This is a genomic window from Peribacillus psychrosaccharolyticus ATCC 23296 (genome assembly GCF_000305495.1).
Classification (GTDB): Bacteria; Bacillota; Bacilli; order Bacillales; family DSM-1321; genus Peribacillus; species Peribacillus psychrosaccharolyticus.
This window is the reverse complement of the sequence record NZ_AJTN02000205.1, coordinates 34,355-59,416: the sequence shown is the minus strand read 5'-3', so window position 1 is coordinate 59,416 and position 25,062 is coordinate 34,355. Positions and strand designations below refer to the sequence as shown.

Below are 25,062 nucleotides of genomic sequence, written 5' to 3'. Positions count from 1 at the left end.
ACATTTGGACAAAATCCTTTATTACATTTATGTAACGATGATTACATGTAACCCGGCTGATAAAAGTTAACCTTAAGCTATCTTTCAGAAACTATCCAAACTCAAAAATACCTGTCTTATCTTGATGAATTCCTGTCGATATTAGGAAGGTTGGTATATACTATTACCAATTGGTGTAATATTCTAATAAATGAGGTGCGGTCAATGGAGTATATGATTAGACATATGTTAAAGGAAGATATACAGCAAGTTCAGAAAGTGGCAAGAAAAAGTTGGTATTCTACATATGAAAATATTATTCCTCTTGCTATACAAGATAGCTTTTTGCAATCTGCTTATTCGGATGAAAGTATGGAAAGAAGACTAGCGAATTCCTATTTATTCGTTGCAGAATCGGATGAACAAGTAATTGGCTTTGCTAATTTTTCTCCTTTAAAAGAAGACGGTGAGATTGAACTTGGGTCCATCTATTTAGATCCAGACTATCAAGGAGCTGGAGTTGGCTCGGCATTATTGCAGAAAGGGATTTCAACAATAGAAGGAATTCAAGACATTTATATAAATGTCGAAAAAGATAATTTAATTGGAAAGACCTTCTACGTAGCAAAAGGATTTAAACAGGTTGCTGAATTTGATGATCCGTTTGAAGGGCATAACCTGAAAACAATCAGAATGGTTTTAACGTTGTAACTTTGATCGTTAAAAATGCGCCCTTTCGTTAAAAAGGACGCATTTTTGTTTATTTTGGGATACCTATTTCCTTCAAAGGATAAATACGAATTTTTACTTCTCCAATGACTGAATCCTTTTTGATAAACCCATATTCTCTTCCATCTGAACTTCTTCTGCGATTATCTCCTAATACGAACAAAGAATCTGCAGGAACCTTTGCATTATCAGCCCAGTTCTGTAAGCTAAAATCTTCAGTTAAGTGTTCCCTCACAGGGATGCTTTCTTTATTGCTTTTCAGGTAGTTTTCTTTGTATTCTTTTCCATTAATAAACAATCTGTCATCTTTCATTTCCACTATATCACCAGGAAGACCAATCACTCGTTTGATATGATTTTCATTTCGATTTTTTGCATGGAACACAATCATATCAAAGCGCTCAATCTTACTATTTTTTGCGACAATGATTTTGTCATTATCTTCGAAGGTTGGCTGCATTGACTCTCCTTGCACCATCACCGGCGAAAAAATGAACTCACGGCAGATAAACGTAATAATTAAGGCGAACACAATCGCTTTAGCCCATGTATAGATTTCTTTTACCACCCAAGATCCCCCTTATTTCTTATCTTTGTCACTAGCCTTAGCGTCGGCTTTTTGCCGCTCTTTTTTTAATTCGAAATATTTGTCCATCACTTGATAGCCTATCTCTTTATTCATACTGTGATCTTGATGTCGCTGGTAAGCCCACGGAACAACCACCGCGAAAGCAACTTCCGGGTTATTATAGGGCGCATAACCCACCAGTGATAAATTCATCGTATCCTCAGGAGGTGTTCCCTTTACTCGATTAGGTCCATCATAGAATGCCTGAGCCGTCCCTGTTTTACCCGCTGGCTGGAAGTCTGCTTTACTAAAGTTCGCATACCCAGTTCCCCCTGGCTGCATGACCATTCTAAAGCCTGTTTGCACACGTTTGATCCACTCATCCTTCATATCTAGACGATTTAATACAGTAGGTTGAATTTGCTGATAAACGGGACCCAGACTTTTACTATCATTTATCGGATTGTGGATTTCTTTAACAAGATGCGGTTTCATGCGGTTGCCGCCGTTGGCAATCGTAGATACGTATTGTGCTAATTGCATTGGTGTAAATGTGTCATATTGACCAATGGCAAAATCCATTGCTTTACCGGGCAAGGTAATTTCCGAGCCTTTAATTCCTGCTGTTTCGTTTGGAAGATCAATACCTGTACGAACTCCTAAACCAAAGGAAGCAAAGGAATTACGCATAATTGAAAAGGCTTTTTCAGAATCCATCCCTGTCTTTTGGTTGTATACATAATGACCGCCGCCAATACCAATCGCAGTTTTAAACATATAGACGTTTGACGACTTTTGAAGGGCGGTTAGATCATTAATAGAACCAAAACTTGAATAAGATCCTTTGTCCGGTGTACCTTTAATTTTCATTCTTTGATCATTTAAATAGGACCCAGGATAAATGGCTCCTGCCTGATAACCTGTTAAAATAGTTGCTCCTTTTACTGAAGAGCCCACTGTATATGAAGTACTGATATTGCCAAGAGCAAAATCTTTGACGGAAGATTTACCAGTCTTTTTATCTACCACATATTGTTTACCGGCCATTGTCAAAACTTCTCCGGTATTCGGGTCCATTAGGACGACAAAGGCTCGATCCAGGTAACGGTTCGCGCCTCCGCGTTTTTTCGACAATAATTCTTTTTCAAGTATTTCTTCAGCAGCAAGCTGAAGCTCCATGTCTATCGTAAGAATTAGGTCTTTCCCTCTTTCACCTTCTGAGATGACTTCGGTTTCAACAACCTTCCCTTTATGGGTGATATTTTTCACTTTCGCTTTCTGACCTTGCAGCACATCTTCATACTGTTTTTCTAGATAGCTTTTTCCAACCCGGTCATTCCGTTTATAGTCTCTTGCAAGATAGTAATCTATTTGGTCAGCAGGCAAGCCTTCATCTGAAGATGATACTTTACCGAGGACCGTTTGCAGCGTTTCATCATAGGCATATGTTCGATTCCAGTCCGTTGTAATTTCTACGCCCGGAAGTGTATCTAGATGCTCACTGACTCTTGCATATTCTTCTTTGGTAACCCCTTTATTCTTTACAATTTGCGGCGTCAAGGACATCCCGCTGTTAAATTCTCTGAAAATCGCAAGAATCTTTAGATCTTCACCTATTATTTTCTCAATATCTTCTTGCTTCACTCTGCTGATTTGTAATTTATATTGCTCTTTTGGCTTTAATTCCTTCTCTTTATCTGACAACATCTCTAATGCTTCTTCAGGATGGTTTAACAGCCAAAAATCCTTTTTATCTTGATCTGTTACTCGTTTTGTATCTATTTTAATTAATTTATTGAGTTCTTCAGCCGTATCAAGCATTTCTTTGGCTGTCGTTCCACTGTATCTCGTATAGGTAATCGCATTCAGCGGTACATTATCGACAATTACATTTCCATATCGGTCATACATTTTCCCTCTTGGAACCGATGTATTGACGGTTACATTCTCTGTACGCTCTAATTCACTAACATAATCATCACCATAAACAATTTGAATGACACCGAGCCTAACAACCAAAAGTGAAAATAACAAAAACACCGCTAGAAAAAGGAGATTCAATCGAAATGGCATTTTAGCTTTTTGCTTTTTATCTTTCTTCAATCTTTACACACTCCTGTATTGCTGCAAAGTCTCTTATTCTAGTTAACTAGTATTCAATAAAACCATGTCTGCAGCCTGTTTTATTATGGAATTTACTCTATTTTTAAATTGTACCATATTAAGGCAGGATTAGGTGCTTGTATACAAGTTATATGCATTTTTCTGGCGTTTTTTCTTATCAAATCCAACAAAAAAAGCACCAGCAGGCGCTTTTTTTGTATTATGGAAGAACGGTACTGCCCATTAAATAATGATCCACAGATCGTGCAACTTCTCGGCCTTCGTTAATCGCCCAGACGATTAAGCTTTGCCCTCGTCTAGCATCGCCAGCGGCAAAAACACCGTCGATATTGGTACGATAATCTCCTTTAGCAGCAACAATTTTTTTATTAACTGCCTCAACGCCGAAATGGTTTAACAGAGGTTCTTCTGTTCCCTCAAAACCAATGGCAATAAACACATGCTGTGCCGGCCAGATTTTTTCGGTACCTGGGATTTCTTTAAAATAAAACCGGCCGTTTTCATTCTTTAATTTCTCCATTTGAATCGTATGCAATTCTTTTACATGACCTTGTTCATCAGCCACAATTTTCTTTGTCTGTACCGAATATTTACGAGGATCTTCGCCAAATTTTGCGTCTGCTTCTTCATAGGCATAGTCTAGTGAAAAAACATTTGGGTAGGCCGGCCACATATTATCATCTGTACGAGCTTGTGGAAGCTGTGGGTGCTTTCCGAATTGTACGACACTCCGGCATTTTTGACGCATAGCTGTTGCTACACAATCTGCCCCTGTATCTCCACCGCCAATGACGATGACGTCTTTCCCTTCTGTATTGATAAACTGGTTATCCTCAAACTGACTGTCCAACAAACTTTTTGTTGTTGCTGAGAGATAATTCATGGCTAGATGTATTCCTTTAGAATCACTGCCTTCAATATCGAGCTCACGCTGCTTCTGTGCACCTGTACAGAGAATCACCGCATCAAATTGTGCTTTTAATTCCGCATGGGTAATGTCTTTCCCTATTTCGGTATTCAACACAAAATCTATTCCTTCTTGTGTAAGCAGGCGAATCCGCCGTTCAACGACTTCTTTTTCCAACTTCATATTAGGAATTCCGTACATAAGCAGTCCCCCCGCTCGGTCCGCACGTTCATATACCGTAACGGAGTGTCCAGCTTGGTTTAACTGGTCAGCACTTGCGAGTCCCGTAGGACCAGAACCGATAATGGCAATTTTCTTACCCGTTCTCCATTTTGGAATTCGTGGTGTAATCCAGCCGTTTTCAAAGCCTTTATCTATGATTGTCCGCTCAATGCTTTTAATGGCAACAGCTGGATCAGTGATGGCCAACGTACATGAGCCCTCACAAGGCGCAGGGCACACACGGCCTGTAAATTCAGGGAAATTATTGGTTTTAAGCAGTCTGTCCAGTGCCTCTCTCCATCTGCCGCGATAGGCAAGGTCGTTCCATTCAGGTATTAAATTATGAATGGGACACCCGGTTGTTACACCTTGGATTTCCATTCCAATGTGGCAGAATGGAGTTGCACAATCCATGCATCGTGCACCCTGTTTTTTTAACGTTTCATCACTAAAAGGAGCCGAGTATTCATTCCAGTCATTCAACCGAGTACGAGGATTTCGATCAATCGTCTTTTCCCGTGCATATTCGATAAATCCTGTTGCTTTTCCCATTCTTTACTCTCCCTTCTTACTGAGCCACAGCCTGTTTAGCAGCTTGCTTTTTTTTATCGGTATTTTCGTGGAAGGCGTTTAATTCAGCCTGTTCATCACTAAAACCTGCTTGCTTGTGTTTTATAATGCTTTCAAGCATACGTTTGTAATCTTTCGGGATGACTTTAACGAACTTTTTACTGAAATCTGTCCAGTTTTCCAATACATACGCAGCGTTTTGACTTTCGGTATGTTGCAAATGTTTTTCAATCATTGTTTTAACTAACTCTTGATCTTCTTCATGTTGGAGATCATCAAACTCAATCATTTCCTTATTACAAAGGGATTTAAATTCTTCTTGTTGATCAGTAAGAATATAAGCAATTCCTCCAGACATCCCCGCAGCAAAGTTTTTGCCTACATCCCCGAGAATGACAACGTGTCCCCCGGTCATATATTCACAACCATGATCACCAATTCCCTCGACCACCACATCTACACCACTGTTTCGAACGGCAAATCGTTCGCCAGCACGACCGTTAATATAAGCTGATCCACTCGTTGCTCCATATAGTGCGACATTTCCAGCAATGACATTCTCACTCGCACCGATACTGCCACTCGGTGCTTTTACGACAAGTTTACCGCCAGACATACCTTTGCCAATATAATCATTGGCATCCCCCGTTAAATGAAGCGACATCCCGTTTGGTATAAACGCACCGAAGCTCTGACCAGCCGACCCTGTAAAACGAAGGGTGATGGTATCATCTGGAAGCCCTTTTGCCCCATAACGTTTTGAAACTTCACTTCCAACAATCGTTCCTGTCACACGATTAATATTCATGATTGGGAAAGATACGTCTACAGGCGTTTGATTGAGTAATGCCGGCATTACCGCTGGCAGAATGTCACGCATATCCAGCGATTCATCAATTTTATGATTTTGCGGTGTCTGGTATGTTCGACCACCTTCTGGCTGATGAAGAAGAGTGGTGAGATCTAAATACTTTGCCTTCCAATGGCTTTGAGCACGTTCACTTATCGTTAGTACATCTGTCCGGCCAACCATTTCTTCAAGGGTCCGGAAGCCTAACTCAGCCATTGTTTCTCGAACTTCCTCAGCAATAAAGCGCATAAAGTTAACGACATGGTCTGGATCACCGGCAAATTTAGCCCGTAATTCTGGATTTTGGGTCGCAACACCCACTGGACAGGTATCCATATGGCAAGCACGCATCATCACACAGCCAAGCACTACGAGAGGCGCTGTCGCAAACCCAAATTCCTCAGCACCAAGAATAGCAGCCATAACGACATCCCTGCCGGTCATCAACTTACCATCTGTTTCTAAAATAACCCGTTCCCTTAAACCATTTAGCATTAAGGTTTGATGGGCTTCAGCAAGACCGAGTTCCCATGGCAGTCCCGTATGCTTAATACTTGTTTTCGGCGATGCTCCTGTCCCCCCGTCATATCCACTGATGACAATGACATCAGCTGCACCTTTTGCAACACCAGCAGCAATGGTTCCTACACCCGCTTTAGAAACCAATTTGACACTAATACGCGCATCACGATTCGCATTTTTCAAATCATGAATCAATTGTGCTAAGTCTTCTATCGAATAAATATCGTGGTGCGGCGGCGGTGATATTAATCCCACACCTGGTGTTGAACCACGAACTTCGGCAACCCAAGGGTAGACCTTATTTGCTGGTAATTGACCGCCTTCACCAGGTTTTGCTCCCTGTGCTACTTTTATCTGGAGTTCATCGGCATTCACGAGGTAATGACTATTTACGCCAAAGCGCCCTGAAGCAATTTGCTTGATGCCGCTGCGGCGGTTATCACCATTTTCATCTAATTCATACCGACTTGGGTGCTCCCCGCCTTCACCGCTATTGCTTTTTCCGCCTAAACGATTCATGGCAATAGCTAGCGTTTCGTGAGCTTCTTGACTCAATGATCCAAAAGACATCGCTCCTGTCTTAAAGCGGCGGACAATGGATTCAACGGATTCAACTTCATCAATGGCAATACTTTTAATACCTGGATTGAATGAAAATAAGTTCCGTAAAAAGCCAAGACGTTCTTCATTAGCAAGATGTGAGTATTGTTTAAATAAGGTATAGTCATTCTTGCGGCAAGCCCACTGAAGGGTATGAATGGTTTTAGGATTAAATGCATGATGCTCACCATTTTTACGCCATTGAAAATCGCTTCCAGATTCTAAGGTTTGGTCATAATTATCTGCGTATGCTGATTTGTGGCGGATTAATGCTTCGTCTGCGATCGTATCAATACCAATCCCGTTTAGTTGTGAAGCCGTCCCCGTGAAATGGCGGTTAATAACTTCCGAACTAATCCCGACTGCTTCAAATATTTGAGCGCCTCGATAGCTCTGAACCGTTGAAATCCCCATTTTCGACATAACTTTCACAATTCCTTCTGTCATTGCATGAACGTATTTACTCACTGCTGCTTCATAACTGACAGCTAGTGCGCCCTCTTCTATCGCTTGTTGATAGCTAGCGTACGCAAGGTACGGGTAAATAGCATCCACACCATAACCAATCAATGCGGCAAAATGATGAACATCTCTCACTTCTCCAGATTCAACGATCATACTCACCTTTGTACGATTACCTTTACGAATCAACTCTTGGTGCAATGCGCTTGCTGCTAGAAGAACTGGAATGGCAGCTTTATCTTTATTCATATTTCGATCTGACAATATTAATAAACTAGCTCCTGCATCGATTGCAGCCGCTGCTTCGTCAAACAAGCTGTTTAACCCCTCATTTAAATGATCAGTAAATAATGTTTGGATCACGCTGCATTTAAAAGCAGGATCTTTCCCTTCCTTTAGCTGCTTCATCTCACTGCTTGTCAAAACGGGGGAAGTAAGCTGAATTCGACGACAGTTGCTCTCATTAGGATGAAGCAAGTCTGCTTCTGCCCCAAGATACGATACTGTAGACGTTACAAGCTGTTCCCGAAGTGAGTCAATCGGCGGATTTGTGACCTGAGCGAATAATTGTTTAAAATAATTGAACAATGACTGCGGCAAGTCTGATAAGACGGCGAGTGGTGTATCATTCCCCATCGAACCAAGTGGATCTTTCCCTTCGAGGATTACAGGCAGCAAATATTTATGAACATCTTCATAGGTGTAACCAAACGCTTTTTGACGAGAAAGCAAATCGGATACTTTCTCTGTTTCAATGACTTCTTCTTGAGAAAGAGTCACCATTTGTTCATCCAGCCATTTTCGATACGGTAGTTCTGATGCCATTTCCGTTTTAATTTCTTCATCTGAAATAATTCGCCCTTGTTCTAAATCGACAAGAAGCATTTTCCCTGGACTTAACCGATCTTTATATAAAACATTCTCTGGTTCAACTTCAACCACTCCCACCTCTGAGGAGAAAATAATATAATCATCTTTTGTGACATAATAACGAGCTGGCCGCAGTCCATTTCGATCTAGGATTGCCCCAATTTGCTTACCATTGGTAAACGAAATAGCCGTTGGACCGTCCCACGGTTCCATCATTGTACTGTGATATTCATAAAAAGCCCGTTTTTCTGCTGTCATATGTGGATTTTCTGACCACGGTTCTGGAATCAGCATCATGGCAGCGTGTGCTGGTTTACGCCCTGCCAAGACAAAAAATTCAAATGCATTATCTAGAATAGAAGAATCACTGCCGGTACTATCTAAAATGGGCAGTACCTTCTTTAGATCATCATCTCCAAATGCATCTGAAACAAATTGTTGCTCACGTGCTTTCATCCAGTTCATATTGCCTTTAAGCGTATTAATCTCGCCATTATGAACCAAATAACGATTCGGATGAGCACGTTCCCAGCTCGGGAATGTATTCGTACTAAAGCGGGAATGCACTAAAGCAAAAGCCGACACGAAAGCCTCATTCTGTAAGTCCAGATAAAAGGCATCAACTTGTTCAGGTGTCAACAGCCCTTTATAGACAATCGTCTGACTAGAAAGACTGGCAAAATAAAATGTTTTGGTTTGAGCTCTTCCCCATGCTTCTGCCTGCTTACGAATAATAAATAATTTCCGTTCAAATAATTCGTTGCTTATTTCGTCAGTTGTTCCAATGAACACCTGTCGAATAACCGGGCAGGTTTTCTTGCCGGTTTCACCAAGTTTAGTTACATCGACTGGTACGGTTCTCCAACCTAACACCCTTTGGCCTTCGTTTTCTATATAGTCAGTTAATTTGTTTTCAATTTCGAATTGTTCTTCTTGATCAGTGGAGAAGAAGACCATTCCAACACCATACCGCCCTTTTTCCGGTAAATTCATTTCGGGGCAGACTTCATGAAAATAAGTATTTGGTATTTGCACCATTAATCCGGCACCGTCTCCTGTCAGTGGATCACTGCCCTGTCCGGCACGATGATCAAGCTGGCAAAGCATTTGGAGTCCTTTTTTGACGATTTCATGCGTTGCCTGCCCTTTTATATGTGCATATAGACCGATACCGCATGCATCATGTTCAAATTCAGGATGGTAAAGACCTTGCGCTTTCGGAATTTGATTGTATGTCATTTTTCATCGCTCCCCGTTCGTTGTACTTAACACGGCTATGTTAGTTATTTACTATTTTAAGTTTTCAAAATTAAATAAACAATATATAATTCTATTAAACCTATCTCGGATTGAGATGAATGAATGATTGAATGGAGGAATTGCATTGGAGTTACGTCAATTAATCTATTTTGTAGAGGTTGCCGAGCGAGAACATGTATCAGCCGCAGCCGAACACTTACATATTGCCCAGTCTGCCATCAGCCGGCAGATTGCCAGACTTGAAGAAGAATTGAGTGTGCAGTTATTCGAACGTGTCGGCAGAAATATACAACTCACACCAATTGGGAGAATCTTTTTGACTCATGCGAGAACAGCCATTAAAGCGATTGATTATGCCAAACTTCAAATCGATGAATATCTAGACCCTGAGCAAGGATCCATTAAAATCGGTTTCCCAACCAGTCTTGCCAATCATTTGCTTCCAACGGTAATTTCCGCTTTTCGTGAAGAACAACCGAATATTTCCTTCCACCTTAGTCAAGGTTCGTATGCATCGTTAATAAAGTCCGTGAAGAATAACGAAGTCGGTCTTGCATTTCTTGGGCCGGTTCCAGCTGATGACTCCCTTATTAAAGGAGATATTCTGTTTACAGAAAACATGTCAGCGCTGTTACCCATTAGTCATCCTCTTGCTGATCGACCAAGCCTGCGACTCAGTGATTTACGGAAAGATTCCTTCGTCCTGCTGCCAGAGGGTTTTGTATTGCGAAAAATGGCAATTGAAGCCTGTAAACAAGCTGGGTTTGACCCTATTATTTCGTCTATTGGAGAAGATATGGATTCAATAAAAGGTCTCGTCTCGGCTGGCATTGGCGTCAGCCTTTTGCCTGACAGTACCTTACATGAATCTACACCGAGATTAACGGTCAGAATTCCAATTGATACACCTGATGTAAAGCGATCCGTTGGAATTATCACCTCAAAAACCCGGGATCTATCACCGTCAGAAAAAGTATTTTACCAGTTTATCATTGACTTTTATTCAGTTCTTGAACGGTATAAGTAAAAGGCTGAGAGTGATTTCGCCATTTTTAGGAAGTTATAAACTATTTTCATGGTAGTTTCCTATCAGATGCTGTACTAACGAGGTAAAGAACATTCTTACAATTACTGATCATTTCTCGACATTTAGTAAGGAAATTAGAGACTACGCTTTTTCTCCTTACTAAATGTTCCGGAAAGTAATTCTATAACCAACCAATACAACAGTAACGCTGCTGTATTGTGTACAGATACGATTCCTGAAAAAAACAGTTGTGGAAATGAAAGCCCGTCCAGCAAAATGAAACAGCCTGGAAGTACACCAGCGAGCATAAATAAACCTAGTCTCCTGAAAATTGAAACATTTAGTTGCTTCATCCATATAAAGAGAGGCGCTCCAAATAAGAAGTAAATAGGTGTTACTACTAATAAAGTAAACTGCAAAAAAACCAAAATTCCCGAATAACCCTTAAAATAAAAGACACTGCTATAAATGAATGATGAAATAATCGCTGCATAAAGCGCCTTTAGAAGATACAATTTATCAACCGGCTTTTTCAATTATCCCACCTGCTTAATATTTAATTTCCTATTGCACACTTCTCCCCCGCCCACATATCTTGCATATAGGCTGACAAATTCGAAGTAGAAAGGATACCTTTATGAGTTCAACGATTGACTATACTTCACCTTCCACCCAGTTCTTTTTTGATTTAAATAAAAATACTAGCTTTAAAAAAGATAATCAAAACTTTATTAATGAATTAAGTATTAATCAGGTAAACACATTAAACAATACAGCACTGCTGGATATATTCTTAAGCGCAGATAACCTGGTTGAACCCCATTATCACCAAAATGCTGCGGAACTCGTTTATTGTATTTCAGGATCTGCTACGATTTCCGTGCTTAATCCATTTACAAAGCAATTTAATCATTATCCCATTACACCCGGTCAAGTTGTAAATATTCCTCAAGGCTGGTGGCATTATGATGCTGCAGATGTTGATCATACACATTTACTCGCTATTTTTAATGCTCCTACCATCGATACCGTTTTAGGTTCAGATCTTTTAGCTTTAACACCTGCCAACGTTATAGCTCACACCTATTGTGTAGATGAAAAACAATGGAAAAAATCGGTTGGACCCGTTCGGCCTGGTACCTTTATCGGACCACGGAAGAACTGTGAAGCATACAGCAGCAATCATCCCAATCCAACTACCAAACATTCACAACCCTATACCGCCCCAATCTACCCGTCTTACTATGAGTCTTATCCAATGCAAAACGCTCACTACTATCGCTACTAGCTAAGCATAGGCGTGGAATTTTCCCATGCCTGATCATATGTTAGGAAATCTTCGAAGATTGGCTGCCTGTTCAAATGCATACCCCAGCTTGATTAACATTCCTTCACTAAATGCCGTACTTGCCAAGGTAACACCAAATGGCCGGCCGTTTTTCTTATAGCCTGCCGGAAGAGCGATGGACGGATACCCAGCCTTAGCAGAGATTGTTGATCCAATATAAGCCGGAAATAAAATGGCATCAAGGTTATATGTTTTTAAGGCTAAATCAATTCCTTGTTCTTGAGAAAAATATAAATCTTCTAATCTTGCATGTATGTATTCAGGATTTCGTAATGTATTGGGAAAATGCTCTCTTCTTTCCAATTTATCTTGACCGTACTTTAGGGCTTCTCCTGCTCTATTTTTATTAAACTGAATTAATTCTGTAATAGAATGGACAGGCATTTGCGGGGGTAATTCTTGAAGAAAATTTTCTAGGCTGTGTTTCAATTCATACATAGAAACGTCCCAACTCCATTCTCGGTGAAATGATGGAATATCTATTTCATCGTTCACTTTAGCCCCCTCAGCCTTTAATAGATTAATAACATTTTCAAACAGTTGTTCATCATATTCAGCTGATGCATAAAATTCAACAGTCCCTTTCCTAAATACACCGATCTTAGCACCTGATAATCCCCATGGATCTAAATATTTTGTATAATCCCGCGCTATTCTTCCTTCACTTTTATATGTGGCAGGGTCATTTTTATCTATACCGGCTATGGTGCTTAATAAGATTGCTGCATCTGTTACAGTTCGCGCGAATGTTCCCGCCGTATCCTGTGAATAGGTAAAGGGGATCATTCCCTTACGGCTGATTAACCCCACAGTTGGTTTGATCCCAACCACAGAGTTCGTAACAGCTGGACTTAAAATAGAAGCATCTGTTTCTGTCCCTACAGATAAAACGGTTAAATTTGCCGCAACGGCTACTGCAGAGCCTGAACTTGATCCGCCGACAAATAAATTTTCTCCATACGGATTCACTACTTGTCCGCCTCTTGCACTGTATCCAGCCCACATTTCAGATGACATCCCATTAGCTATTTCCGTCATATTGGTTTTACCTAAAATAACGGCACCTGCTTTACGGAGTTTTTCGACTAAGAAGGCATCAGTATGGCTCAAATGATTTTCAAGAGCAAGTGTTCCCGCGCTCGTATGCATAAAATCATTTGTTTCAATATTGTCTTTAAGCAAGACGGGAATGCCATGTAATGGCCCTCTTGCACCGGATACTTTCCGTTCTTGATCTAATCCTTCGGCAATAAAAATAGCCTCAGGATTTATCTCCATGATAGAATTTAGTTTAAAACCACCCTGATCATACTTAGCTATTCGAAATAGATAAAACATGGTCAGCTCTTTTGAAGTAATCTCCCCGTTTTCCATCGCACGCTGTATTTGGTGAATCGTCAATTCCTCTTTGAAAAAATCGTTAAACACTATTCCCATATAAACTCTCCCTTACCAAATGATATTAACCTTAATATTCCATAAATTACATTTTACAATACATTCGGAATCAAAATGGACTTTTATAACAATATAATTAAGTGACTTTTTCTCTCTTCCCTTTTACAAAACTATTCATTACCAGCAGCAAGCCATTTAAAGCTAACAGGAAGACAATTACCTTCAATATGAGAACAAGATCGGCTGCAAAGACTGTCACTGAATGCCACGGGGCCTGAACAATCATGACAAACAATGGGATAAGACAAATAGATATGGATAAGCAAAGGATACCGAAAATCCTAAAGCGTAGTTTAGGAGTCTTTCGATGTCTTTTTTTCAGGTTCCCGATCAAGTAGCAGGATAATATAAAAAGTAAACAAACGATGAAACTTAAAAGCAGTTGAATAATGGGTCTGCTTTTTGACACTTCCGCTGGAGAATGTCCATTAATAATCCGAATGATCCCTTCTTTTAAATGAGTAAGTTGTTCCTCCTCGAGAATATGATTTTTATTGGTTAAAATAACTCCGCTCCACTTCGTTTCTGGATACATAAATACTTCTGTACGTGAATCAGGTGTCGACCCAGCATGCCAAATACTTTTGTCTTCCTTATCTTGATTAGAAAATCTCCAGCCTAAGCCATAAGATTTATCACTCACTTGAGTAAGCGGGGATAAATAAGCCTTCTTAGACCTATTGCTGAGGATATCGCTTTGTTCATGCCCCGAATTAAACACCATAAGAAATTTCAACATATCTTCTGTACTAGCTGCAATATAACCATACGGAGTTCCTCCGTTATCATAAGGGACTTGACTCTTAACCGGCATGCCAAACCATGACTGATAGCCTGCTGCATACCCTTTTTCATAAACGTTATGACGATCGGCACCTGCTTGATTCATGTCTAATGGGAGAAAAATATGCTGTACTAGGTATTCAGAAAAAGATAAACCTGAAATGTGTTCAATAAGAGCACCAAGAATTAAATAGTTTGCATCGCTATATTGATAGATTTCTCCAGGCTTTTCAGTCAGTTTAACATTTGCTAGTTTTTTAACGCTCTTTTTAATCGTATTATTTTCTTCGTTTCCTCTGTCCGATATTAATAAGCCAATTGAACGGCTCAGACCGCTAGTATGTGTAAGCAGCTGCTTAATCGTAATCTGTGAAGCATCTTCTTGATCATTGAGCGTAAACCAAGGAAGATGCTTTACAATAGGATCATCAAGTGCAAGCCTTTTTTCTTCTACTAATTTCAACACAGCTAATCCAGTAAACGCTTTACTGATGGAACCAATTAAAAAAGGCGTTTCTGTAGTGATTGCCTCTTTCCCTTCCCCCGTTATACCCCATGCATTGGCATAAAAAATTTCATCATGATAAGCAATTCCGACAGACGCCCCTGGAATCCGATTATCAGCTAAGAATGTTTCAATATATGTATCAAGTGTTTCTTTTACATCTTGCCTTGCCATTACTTCTCCAGGAGACAGTAAAACAAAGAAGCTTAATGTAAAAAGAAGAAAATATTTTTTCATACTCATCACCTCATTTCTGTTATTTACACTTAATACTAAAGAAAATCACCAACGAACCCAGACGCATCGGACGTATTTTATGCTAAGACTTCAGTCTTATTTCAAATACTGGCAAACAGAGGAATCATTGAATACCATACTATACCCTCTCTTTTAAGGAGCGTTTCCTATGACTATTCGTAGCGAAGACCTCCTTATTACAGGATCATGGGCACTCCTTATAGGTGCTATTGTTGATACAATTGGGCAGACTCAGCAAACGTTAACCAGTCCAGATTTAGACAAGGAATTAGTAATCAAAGGAGATGAAATCGAAGCCTTTGGAAATGCTCTGCAAGCTTTTGGACGAACGAAATTACTAGCATCCACAGCGGAATCACCTAACATTTATACCATATTTAGGAGTTGGATTGAGGCTGCCGGCAATATAGCGAATGCAATAAGTGTAAATATTAATATGAATGTCAATGAGGATGAGGGCTTAAAAATTGATTCCCTAGGAAGCGGCAAACAAAGTCTTGGGTCCGCATTTGAAGCAGTTGGTGCCTATATAGCAAATGATTCATCTTTTAAATCACTCAGTATTGCTGGAAATAGTCTCGTTTCATTAGGTTCTTTTATAGAATCAACCGGAGATATCTTTCTTCTTCAAGATAAAATTAAAACCGGGGAACAACTTTTATTGATTGGAAGCTGGATACAATTAATTGGCATGATTATTTTACTCGACGCAATTTCAATTGAAGTCGAAACGATAGGAGTTAGGTAAACAAAAAACCCAGTCCGAGGACTGAGTTTTTTGTTTAGTTGATTTCATTTACCTGTAAATCATGAATAGATAAACCATCATTCTCAACGCTCTTTTCATTCTTCGATTTGACTTTCGTTTCACCCTTATAAAGGGTGTTGCCTGTTTCTAAATCTGCGATCAATATAGATACTGAATTGTTTGCCTTAGTTTCATGATGATAGTCGTTTTCAGCAAGTATATACACTCGTTCATTCTTTATTAAAAATTGAAAGTTATTATTATCATTCACCAAATCAAAAGATTTTTCACCTAGAATAGTTTGACTGCTTAAATCAAATGTTGTCATATGCACACGATGGTCTCTTACCTCATAAAAATATATGTTATTAGTATCATAAAAAATATCGTTATCAACATTCACGAATTTTTTTGGAACAGTGATAGTCTCTACTTTTCCAGTTTCAAAATCATATTTATTTAGTACGGTTTCTTTCGGCACAAATTCACCTGATTCAGAGTAGTGACCTTTCGCTACCGAATATAAAAACACATGACTTTCTCCAATGGTTTTCGTATTATATGGATACTCTATTTCTAATGAGATATCGTTAGTTGTTTCTGATAAAATCAACTCATCATTTATCACTTTATTATTGGCTAAATCAATCACATAAACATGAATCTCCTCAATCTGATCCTGTGAATCTATCTGATTATTGGCGACTACCTGCAGTTTAGAATCAATTAGTTGAACGTCTAATATACGTGAATAGCTGATTTTCTCTTGCTCAGGCACATCCAATTCAAAAGAAAATTCTTCTTTATTTTTCTTTTCTAATAGCGATACCTCAAATGTTGCAGAATATTTTTCATTACGGTAGTGATTAGTCACTGAAGCATAAGCAAGAAAATCTCCATCTTCGTAAAGAGCTTCTCGATCATGCTTCCCACGCATAAATGGCTTATATTTCTTTAGAAGCTTTTCTATCTCTACATAATATCCATTGAGATTTTCTACGTAAGAATTTTCTCTTTTATAGGTTAACTGATTCCCCTCGAAGGTAAGTGGTTCATATAGACCATCTTTTTTATAGACTCCATCTAGTATGACTGGTTTCAATTCTTTTTCGTTTCCTTCAATTGTTTTAAATTCGTACCTTGGAAGGTTCGCTACGGAAGCTGCTTGTGTGCCATAATAGGTTCCGATGCTTCCGATAAGTATAAGTATAAGTACAATACTGCTAATATATCGTTTCATGCTATATCACTCCTATACGGTAATTTTTTTGATGATCAGCCAACGACTGACCCAAAGCGTTAATCCAGTTATTAAAATGCTAAGAATGAGTAACACCCCGAATAGTTCTCCAGGATAAAGATAGATGACTTCAAAACCCATTGCCATCAGTGGGGTCACAAACACAGCAGTAACAGCGGCAGCGTACAAAATCCCCATAATAATTCCTTTGATGCGGTAACTTCTTTCAAACAAAATGATTGCAAATAGGATAAACATAATCATCAACCCAATGCCGTAGTTAATGAGAAATCCACTAAATGTACCTGGAATAATAATACGTAATAGAGGATTCGAATTAATAATGGAATCAATTGTCATACTATAATTTAAAAAGGTTTTTGGGATCATCCATTCGTATATCGTATTTTCCAGTGGAAGAATCATCAATTGAATAGCTACTAATCCTAATACCATCAAAAAGATTGCTGTAGCTTTTGATAGATAAACGAACACCCTTGAAGTTGGCAGCATTAACAGACGATAAGCAAAGGTGTTTTTACCAAACCAATCTCGGTACCAAATCAAGAAAATGTAGAAAATAAGCGCTCCTGCAGAAAGGGCAATGGGTCCTAAGAACAAGAGGGATCCAGTAATATGCGTAAAATCAAATCCTCCATATTCAAGAACATAAGATTTCTCTGTTAAATTTTCTAGTTTAATCGTTTCATACGCATCGTTAAGATAACCTTTTGTTAACAGCAGTACAGCTGCGATTTGTGAAAGTAAGGTAAGAAGTATCAAGGTAACATAAATTTTTCTAAATCGATTTAATTCAAAATTTACAAGTTTCAGATACCTATTCATGCTCGATACACCTCTCTCATGACATCGATAACGTTTTTTCCTTCATTTTCACGCATGTCTTCTGTATGAAACTCTTTAAGAACCTTGCCATTATCCAATATAACGACTTTATCGATTAAATGCTCAATATCGCTGATTTCGTGCGTCGTGATAAGTACACCTCGATCTTCAATCAAATGGCTGGTAAACACATCAGCAATTTGTTCTCTGCTGAACATATCGATTCCTGAAAAAGGTTCATCCATTAAAATATAGTCAACATCTAAAGCCAGGCCCATTAGTAAATTAACCTTGGCTACGTTCCCTTTTGATAATTCTGAAATGCGCGTTTCTAACTTGAGTTTGAAAAACTCTAGCATTTGATCCGCTCGATCTTGGTTCCACACCGTATAGAAATCATTCATAAACTCCATTGCTTGTTTGATCGTCATTTGAGGTAACATAATCGCTGCATCTGGAATGAAGGTGATTTTTTCGTATGTATGTTTCGTTAATTTTTCATTGTCGATGAGAATGTCGCCGCTATATGGGGTCAATCCCATAATCGCCTTGAGTGTAGTTGTTTTCCCAACCCCATTTATGCCAATTAAACAGGTGATTTCCCCTTTATTTGCTGTAAAAGAAACACCATCTAAAATTTTCTTCCGACCAAATTTCTTACTGATCTGCTTGACTTCAATCATTGGTCTCCTCCTCCTGTCCTTCATTAACATATTTTTCTTTAACCACTTGAAGTAGTTCGTCAATTGGCACATTGATCGGTCGAATTGTCTCAACAAAGGACTCGACGGCTGCAAAAATAAGTTCCTTTCTAATAGATTTTAATATACGTTCATCGCTTGTGATTTTGCTGGGGAAATTTCGTTCCGTATGGATCAATCCCTGTTCCTCCATTTCTTTATACGCTTTTTGAGCAGTATTCGGGTTAATATTTAGCGTTGCTGCCAGTTCTCTACGGGAAGGAATTTCTTCTCCGGCCACGATTTCCCCTATTGCAATTTGTTCCTTGAAGTACCGGATGACCTGCACATATACAGGCTCCCTTGTATTAAAATTACTGTTCATAACGCACCTCCTATCAAAAAAACCAATTACTGGTGTATGTATTAAGTGGTTCATACACCTTATATATGTACTATACGTGTGATACACTTAATTCGTCAACCATAATTTACCTTAATTTCCCCGAATCTAGTAAAACTAGTGAAAAAAGAGAGAAAAACATACATGCTTCTTCCCTTATTTTCATATATATGTATAAAGCAAATTACCCTAATTAGAAAGGGAGTAAGGCATTGTTTAAATTACTAGGAAGAGTCGTCCCAACTGATAAATATAGAGAGGTCAAACCAGCAGTTTCATTGAAAATGAAAGAAACGTTACTGCGTATCTCCTCTATTACTCATACTTCACTTAATGAGGTTGCAATTGAAATTTGCGAATCTGGCGTCGTGTCAAAAAAAGTCATTGATGAAATGTCATCACATTTTCAGCATTCCATTTGGCTGGATCAAACCTTATATAGAGGGAGCCAATCTTGTCCATCTGTAAAAAATATCACGATCACAGGAACAAAGGAGCGAATCCCTATGCAGTTTTCTGATATTTCTTTTGAAAACATCAGAAAGCTCAGCTATGCATTAGATGTAACCCCTAGCACAGCAGCTGAAGTTCTTCTTGATATAAGTCTAAAAAATGGTGAATTCATCAATGACTATGTACGCCATTTTTTTAACAAGCACGCCAATAAAAAAAGAATACACGAATTAAAACATACTTTTAAATTTACCAGTGCAAGCACTCCTTACGAAGAAGAACTGTCCAAACAAGTCCTCCTTTCTTATATCTTTGATGAAACAGCGGCTACTTCTGAGCACTATATGGGGTAATAGATTATAAAAATCGTGGGGGTTATTTTGATGGATTTGGTGCTGGAAAATGAATTATTCCCGCCTGCGGGATGCTTATTCCCGTCTAGCACCTCGTTTTTCCCGTCTGCTGATTGCTTATTCCCGTCTCGAATCCTCTTATTCCCGTCTGGGCTTAAATTCCAAGCAAAAAATACCCCCTGCTGTATCCCATCTTTAAAAGCGGACGCAAGGGGGTTCTCTCTCTAAATACTTTCTTGTTTTAATCCATCGATGATATTTTCTTTTTTTACTTTTGAGCTGGAATAGATCATAGCTGAACTGACGATGACAAATACGGCTGCAAAGCAATAGAGTAAACTTGCCCATGGCAGAGTGAAAGAATAAGTAAAACTACCTTGTGTTGCTCGATGGATTAGTATCATCACGATGATACTAAGAGGGATTCCATAAAGCAGGGATTTGATGCCATAGAATACACTTTCATAGTGAATCATTTTATTAAAGCCTTTTGGGGTCATGCCTACAGATTTTAACATCGCGAATTCACGTTTACGCAGTGAGATACTTGTTGAAATTGTATTGAATATATTCGCAATCGATATCGCGGTAATGAGGACAATAAACCCATAAGAAAATACCGACATTAACAAAATCATTTGCTCATCTCGTTGTCTATTTTGGAACAAATTAAATATAGATATACCATTTGCCTTCATTTTTTCAATTTCCTGCTGCGTTTTTATAGGATTTTCACTATTTAGAAAAAGTGCCACCTGATAACTATTGTTGGCTTGCTTTTTAATAAGCGTGTTCATTACTTGTTCGGAGGCGATAACATGTAATTCTCCAAATGATGTTGAAACAATTCCCATGGGGTTTTTGTCAGTTAACGCAGCAATTTCCACTTGATGTAGCTCTTTCTCTTCGCCTGTATCCTCATCGTTATAACGTAAATCCAGTGTTTCACCCTCTTTTTTATAAATAGACTTTGTTTCTCCTTTTTTGTTAGTACCCGCTTCCTCGTATTTCATGGTATCTATTAAAATGACACCTTTTTTTTCTGTATCAACCAGCCGGTCATATGCTACACCTACTTCTTTAGCATAGGCTTTTAATGCATCCTCTTTTAAAGAGTGAATGGTCATGTAATAAAGATATTTATCGTTAATGATACTCTGTTCATTTTTTGCTATTTCTTTTAAAAGATCTGGCATTGACTCTTGACTAACCCAAGAAAGAGCAGATAATTCCGTCATTTCACTAAATTCTGTAACATCTTCAAGGGATACAATCGGTTTCACAAATTGATCTGCATTAGAGGAATCCATATATACCTGGATATCATAATTCAAACCAGATTGGTTCAGTTCAACCGATTTTTTCAAACTGGTTGTGTAAAAGGAAACAACTAAAAATAAAAATATACTTATAACAAGTGAAAATATGGTTGCTTGGTATCTTCGTTTGTTTCTTTTTAAATTTTTCAAGGCAAATTCTGCTTCAATTCCAAAGATCCTGCGGACGATTTTTGACGTTTTGACTGATTTTCGTGTCAGTTTAATATCGGTCGATTGCCGAATCGAATCGATAGCAGATATTTTAGAAGCCTTTATAGCAGGAAGAAGTGTTGAGATAAAAATGGTCAGTGCTGATACACCACTAGCAAGTAAAAGTGAGAACGGAGTGACGGTTACTGTTAACTTTTCGGTGACTCCTAATGCAGACTGGATGATCGAGTTAATAAACGAAAAGGTGATCCCAATACCAATTAATCCGCTGATAACGCCAAGCGGGATACTTATCAAACCAATCAAAAAGCCTTCAAAAAAGACTGAATTTCTTTTCTGACGTTTTGTTGCACCTACACTTGAAAGCATGCCTAAATGACGAGTTCGTTCCGAAACGGAAATCGCAAACGCATTATAAATTAACGAAACTGATCCAATTATAATGACGGCCATGATGATGAATACTAATGAGTAGAGCGTCGTACGTAAATAATCGTTATTCGTTACTCCATAATAGCGTAATAAATCACTATGAAAGTAATGGGAGTCTATCTTGTTGTTCTTTGCTAATTCTCCTGCATGCTTGTATAAAGAACTGGTGACTTTGTTCAGAACTACAGACGCTTGAACTGTATCGTCTTCTCCCATCAGCTGCTCATCTTTGTACGCAATGAGTGTATAGCCTGGTGCCCATGCAGGTTCCCATGTTGGACGTTCTATGAAACCAACAACCGTATAACTAACAGCTTTTTTAGGTTTAAATTCTTCCAGGATTTCACCATTATCTTCTTCTAAGGAATGGTCCTGGTCCATTACTTGAGCACCCTCATTGGATAATCGTTCACCAACATTTAATGTAATCGCGTCACCCATTTTATAAATAACATTAGCGTTTGCGGCAACTTCTTCAGAAATGATTACTTCATTAGCTTTTTTTGGCCATCTTCCTTTGCTTAATTGAATGGGAAATTGTTTGAACGCTTCGGGACTATATTCTTTAATAAACAAAAATGGCTTATTTTCATTCTGGCTTCCTTCTAACTTTGCATAGCCAAGATCATTTGAAATGATTACCGACTATCGTCTGCCGTTGCATCAATTCCATAAAAGAGACAGCAAGAGTGGCTACTGCAGTGATCATGGCTGCAGAAATAATCACTCCCAAGATCGTAACAAGTGTTCTTTTCTTATTTTGTTTCATATGCCTTACCGTAACTTTATTAACAATGTTCATGAACGAATCACCTCATCACTAGCGATCCTCCCATCCTTTATAGTAAGAACTCGGTCAGCTTGGAGAGCAATCCGTTCATCATGAGTTATGATAATTAATGTTTGATTATATGTTTTATTAAACATTTTTAATAGTTCTATAATTTCTCCGCTATTTTGGCTATCTAGATTTCCCGTCGGCTCATCTGCCAGCATAATCGCCGGATTACTAATCAGCGCTCTCCCAATCGATACTCTTTGCTGCTGCCCTCCTGAAAGCTGGTTGGGCAAATGATTTAACCGATTTTCTAAATTTAGGATCTCGACAATATGGCTGAATTGTTTTTTATCTACCTTATGTTCATCTAACAGTAAAGGAAGTGTTATATTCTCCTCAACTGTTAAAACCGGAATTAGATTATAAAACTGATAGATTAACCCAATTTGTCTGCGTCTAAAAATGGCTAGTTGTGTTTCTTTTAGATTGTAGATATCGGTGTTTTCAATAAATACTTTTCCACTAGTTGGTTTATCTACACCGCCTAGCATGTGTAAGAGAGTTGATTTACCAGAACCAGAAGGACCAATGATCGCTACAAACTCGCCTTTTTTTACTGAAAACGAAACATCATCAAGCGCCTTTACAGCTGTATCACCTTTCCCATAAATTTTAGACAGATTTTCTATTCGCAACATATCCATTGTGTTGCCTCCTTCGTTTTACCTTGACCCTTTTAGCTTATCTGTCTAATATGACTATCAAGTGACTGTTACATGACTATTTAGTCACTTTACTGCTTTAGGATAAAATTTAATTAAAAACTGTGTACCTTTTCCCTGTTTACTGGTTACCTCAATGTCTCCGTTTTGGCTTCTAACAATACTTTGTGCCAATGCCAGTCCAATTCCAATACTATCCTCGCTTGCGTTCCTTCCTTTATAAAAACGATTAAAAATATTTGGAATGTCTTCTTTTAAAATTCCTTTCCCATTGTCCTTGATAAGAATCTCCGTAAATAATACGTTTTTTGAAATAGAAATCGTAATGAGTCCACCCTTTTGCGTATGCTCTACACAGTTTTTTAAGATATTAATAATCGCTTCAGCTGTCCAATTAAGATCACCTATAAAAGTGACACTTTCTTCTCCTTCTATTAAAAGGGTCTGATCTTTAATGTCCATTGGGATTGAAACAGCCTCTACGGATTTTTGAATGAGGCTTTCAATCGGTATAACATTTTCTTTAAACGTCACGGTACCTGCGTCAAGTTTCGAAAGCTTTAGCAAAGACGTAACGAGCCAGTCTATCCGTTTGAGCTGATTGCTAATATTCCTTGTGAATTCCACTCTTTTCTCAAATGGCAGTTCTGGATTACTCAACAAATCAGCCATTACCATCATCGATGTCAAGGGAGTCTTGAGTTGATGAGAAATATCTGATATAGCGTTGGTTAGAAGTAATTTATCGTTTTGTAAATATTCTTTTTGCTCTGACAACATCAGGGTCACCTTATAGATGTCGCTCTTTAAGATACTCAGCTCCCCTTCATGATTATCACGAATATCCAGTGCATAATTCCCCCCGCTAATTTGACGCAAATAACCTGACAGCTTTTCTATTTCTCTATATCTCCATCTCGTAAACAATACACTGCAGGTGATTAAGGCTACTGATGTAATTGCAATCAATACAGCCGCTTGTAGCGATAAAAAAAGAGCGGCAACAACTGCTGCCGCAAACGTAATACAGAACATAATGAGTAAGAGAATTCGAAATTCTAAATTACGTAACATGTTGTTCACCTACCTTATAGCCCAATCCGCGAACGGTTATAATCATAGTTGGATTTTGTGGATTATCTTCTAGTTTCTCTCGTAATCTTTTTATATAAACGGTTAATGTATTATCGTTAACGAAGTCACCTGCCACATCCCAAATCTGTTCCAACAACTGATTTCTTGAGAGAATCTGACCAAGATGATTAGCAAAGACAAGCAATAAACGATACTCTAATGCCGTCAATAAAACTTCATCATCATTTTTATGTACTTTTCCTGACAATGTATTAATCCGCACGTTTCCTATGTTAATTACATTATTTGCTGCTGGTTGTTTATGGTATCGTCTTAAAACGGATTTTATCCGTGACAAAAGCTCTCGAATACGAAAAGGTTTAGTAATATAATCATCAGCACCCATATCAAGACCCATGACCACATTTACCTCATCATCAATCGCTGTTAAGAAAATCACGGGAATATCACTACGCTCTTTCACCAATTTACATAAGTCATAGCCGTTACCATCTGGCAAAGAGATATCAAATAAACACAGACCCAACTGATCTACTTGTCCCGTTATTATTTCCTTTGCTGATTCAATGTCATAACAAAGAACAGTAGAAAAAGATTCTTGCTGCAAGGCATACTCAATTCCCGAAGCTATCGTTTTATCATCTTCAACTAACAAAATCTTCATTTATCACTCACCCAAATTCCACATTTGATTATCGGAAAATTATACATTTTCCTTCATTCTAAACGAGGGCATGGAATCTATCAACAGCGACTTCACTTGCACTTAATGGAAGATCA

19 protein-coding genes and 1 pseudogene are annotated in these 25,062 nt (G+C 38.6%); 5 read left to right on the top strand and 15 right to left on the bottom strand.

All coding sequences use genetic code 11. From position 1 onward, the window contains the following. The first annotated feature begins 204 nt into the window (after window positions 1-204). A complete protein-coding gene (locus tag WYK_RS14130; protein ID WP_040375121.1) occupies window positions 205-690 on the top strand; it encodes a GNAT family N-acetyltransferase in 486 nt (161 codons plus the stop codon). A gap of 49 nt (window positions 691-739) precedes the next feature. Here the strand turns inward: WYK_RS14130 and lepB are convergent, their stop codons facing one another. The 4 genes from lepB to gltB form a co-directional block, all read right to left on the bottom strand. Continuing rightward, the gene (gene lepB / locus WYK_RS14125; protein ID WP_040375120.1) at window positions 740-1,276 is read right to left on the bottom strand and encodes a signal peptidase I; all 537 of its coding nucleotides are present in this window, start codon (window positions 1,274-1,276) and stop codon (window positions 740-742) included. 12 nt (window positions 1,277-1,288) lie between these two features. Beyond that, window positions 1,289-3,349: a peptidoglycan D,D-transpeptidase FtsI family protein gene (locus WYK_RS14120; RefSeq protein WP_051387529.1), complete on the bottom strand. Its 2,061-nt coding sequence runs from the start codon at window positions 3,347-3,349 to the stop codon at window positions 1,289-1,291. Between the two features lie 250 nt (window positions 3,350-3,599). Next, window positions 3,600-5,081: a glutamate synthase small subunit gene (gene gltD, locus WYK_RS14115; protein WP_040375118.1), complete on the bottom strand. Its 1,482-nt coding sequence runs from the start codon at window positions 5,079-5,081 to the stop codon at window positions 3,600-3,602. 16 nt (window positions 5,082-5,097) lie between these two features. Continuing rightward, entirely contained in the window at window positions 5,098-9,642 is a 4,545-nt protein-coding gene (gene gltB / locus WYK_RS14110) for a glutamate synthase large subunit (RefSeq protein WP_040375117.1), read from the bottom strand. Between the two features lie 145 nt (window positions 9,643-9,787). Between gltB and WYK_RS14105 the strand changes: the two genes are divergently transcribed. Further along, window positions 9,788-10,690, top strand: coding sequence for a LysR family transcriptional regulator (locus tag WYK_RS14105; protein ID WP_040375116.1), 903 nt, complete (start codon window positions 9,788-9,790; stop codon window positions 10,688-10,690). 134 nt (window positions 10,691-10,824) lie between these two features. Here WYK_RS14105 and WYK_RS14100 read toward each other — a convergent pair whose 3' ends face one another. Then, window positions 10,825-11,226, bottom strand: a complete 402-nt coding sequence (locus WYK_RS14100) for a hypothetical protein (RefSeq protein WP_040375115.1) — start codon at window positions 11,224-11,226, stop codon at window positions 10,825-10,827. 101 nt (window positions 11,227-11,327) lie between these two features. Between WYK_RS14100 and WYK_RS14095 the strand changes: the two genes are divergently transcribed. After that, the gene (locus tag WYK_RS14095) at window positions 11,328-11,978 is read left to right on the top strand and encodes a cupin domain-containing protein (protein ID WP_040375114.1); all 651 of its coding nucleotides are present in this window, start codon (window positions 11,328-11,330) and stop codon (window positions 11,976-11,978) included. A gap of 33 nt (window positions 11,979-12,011) precedes the next feature. Here the strand turns inward: WYK_RS14095 and WYK_RS14090 are convergent, their stop codons facing one another. Beyond that, window positions 12,012-13,475 carry an amidase family protein gene (locus WYK_RS14090; protein ID WP_040375113.1) on the bottom strand — a complete coding sequence of 488 codons (1,464 nt, stop codon included), beginning with the start codon at window positions 13,473-13,475 and terminating at the stop codon, window positions 12,012-12,014. Window positions 13,476-13,572: 97 nt separating this feature from the next. Beyond that, window positions 13,573-15,021 (bottom strand): serine hydrolase domain-containing protein, encoded by a 1,449-nt coding sequence (locus WYK_RS14085; protein ID WP_235782516.1) that lies wholly within the window; start codon window positions 15,019-15,021, stop codon window positions 13,573-13,575. Window positions 15,022-15,190: 169 nt separating this feature from the next. On the opposite strand from WYK_RS14085, the gene WYK_RS14080 reads away from it, so the two are divergent. Next, window positions 15,191-15,790 carry a DUF6944 family repetitive protein gene (locus WYK_RS14080; RefSeq protein WP_040375111.1) on the top strand — a complete coding sequence of 200 codons (600 nt, stop codon included), beginning with the start codon at window positions 15,191-15,193 and terminating at the stop codon, window positions 15,788-15,790. A gap of 34 nt (window positions 15,791-15,824) precedes the next feature. On the opposite strand, the gene WYK_RS14075 is transcribed toward WYK_RS14080, so the two are convergent. Genes WYK_RS14075 through WYK_RS14060 form a run of 4 tightly spaced genes read right to left on the bottom strand, consistent with a single transcriptional unit; the run spans window position 15,825 to window position 18,941 of the window. Next, window positions 15,825-17,030, bottom strand: a complete 1,206-nt coding sequence (locus WYK_RS14075; RefSeq protein ID WP_040375110.1) for a hypothetical protein — start codon at window positions 17,028-17,030, stop codon at window positions 15,825-15,827. A 12-nt stretch (window positions 17,031-17,042) separates the two neighbouring features. Continuing rightward, complete coding sequence (locus tag WYK_RS14070) at window positions 17,043-17,876, bottom strand: hypothetical protein (protein WP_040375109.1); 834 nt, start codon at window positions 17,874-17,876, stop codon at window positions 17,043-17,045. After that, window positions 17,873-18,559, bottom strand: coding sequence for an ABC transporter ATP-binding protein (locus WYK_RS14065; protein WP_040375108.1), 687 nt, complete (start codon window positions 18,557-18,559; stop codon window positions 17,873-17,875). Before WYK_RS14065 ends, WYK_RS14070 begins: the two co-directional genes overlap by 4 nt. Next, the gene (locus tag WYK_RS14060) at window positions 18,552-18,941 is read right to left on the bottom strand and encodes a GntR family transcriptional regulator (RefSeq protein WP_040375107.1); all 390 of its coding nucleotides are present in this window, start codon (window positions 18,939-18,941) and stop codon (window positions 18,552-18,554) included. The genes WYK_RS14065 and WYK_RS14060 overlap by 8 nt, the downstream gene beginning before the upstream one ends. Before the next feature lie 230 nt (window positions 18,942-19,171). Between WYK_RS14060 and WYK_RS14055 the strand changes: the two genes are divergently transcribed. Continuing rightward, entirely contained in the window at window positions 19,172-19,765 is a 594-nt protein-coding gene (locus tag WYK_RS14055) for a hypothetical protein (protein WP_040375106.1), read from the top strand. 224 nt (window positions 19,766-19,989) lie between these two features. Here the strand turns inward: WYK_RS14055 and WYK_RS14050 are convergent. The 4 genes and pseudogenes from WYK_RS14050 to WYK_RS14035 all read right to left on the bottom strand — a co-directional run bounded on the left by WYK_RS14050 (window position 19,990) and on the right by WYK_RS14035 (window position 24,946). Beyond that, a pseudogene (locus WYK_RS14050) lies at window positions 19,990-22,489 on the bottom strand (ABC transporter permease). After that, window positions 22,486-23,169: an ABC transporter ATP-binding protein gene (locus tag WYK_RS14045; RefSeq protein ID WP_040375105.1), complete on the bottom strand. Its 684-nt coding sequence runs from the start codon at window positions 23,167-23,169 to the stop codon at window positions 22,486-22,488. The pseudogene WYK_RS14050 and the gene WYK_RS14045 overlap by 4 nt, the downstream one beginning before the upstream one ends. Before the next feature lie 84 nt (window positions 23,170-23,253). Further along, window positions 23,254-24,261, bottom strand: coding sequence for a sensor histidine kinase (locus tag WYK_RS14040; protein WP_040375104.1), 1,008 nt, complete (start codon window positions 24,259-24,261; stop codon window positions 23,254-23,256). Beyond that, window positions 24,251-24,946 (bottom strand): response regulator transcription factor, encoded by a 696-nt coding sequence (locus tag WYK_RS14035; protein ID WP_040375103.1) that lies wholly within the window; start codon window positions 24,944-24,946, stop codon window positions 24,251-24,253. The genes WYK_RS14040 and WYK_RS14035 overlap by 11 nt, the downstream gene beginning before the upstream one ends. Window positions 24,947-25,062: the final 116 nt, after the last annotated feature.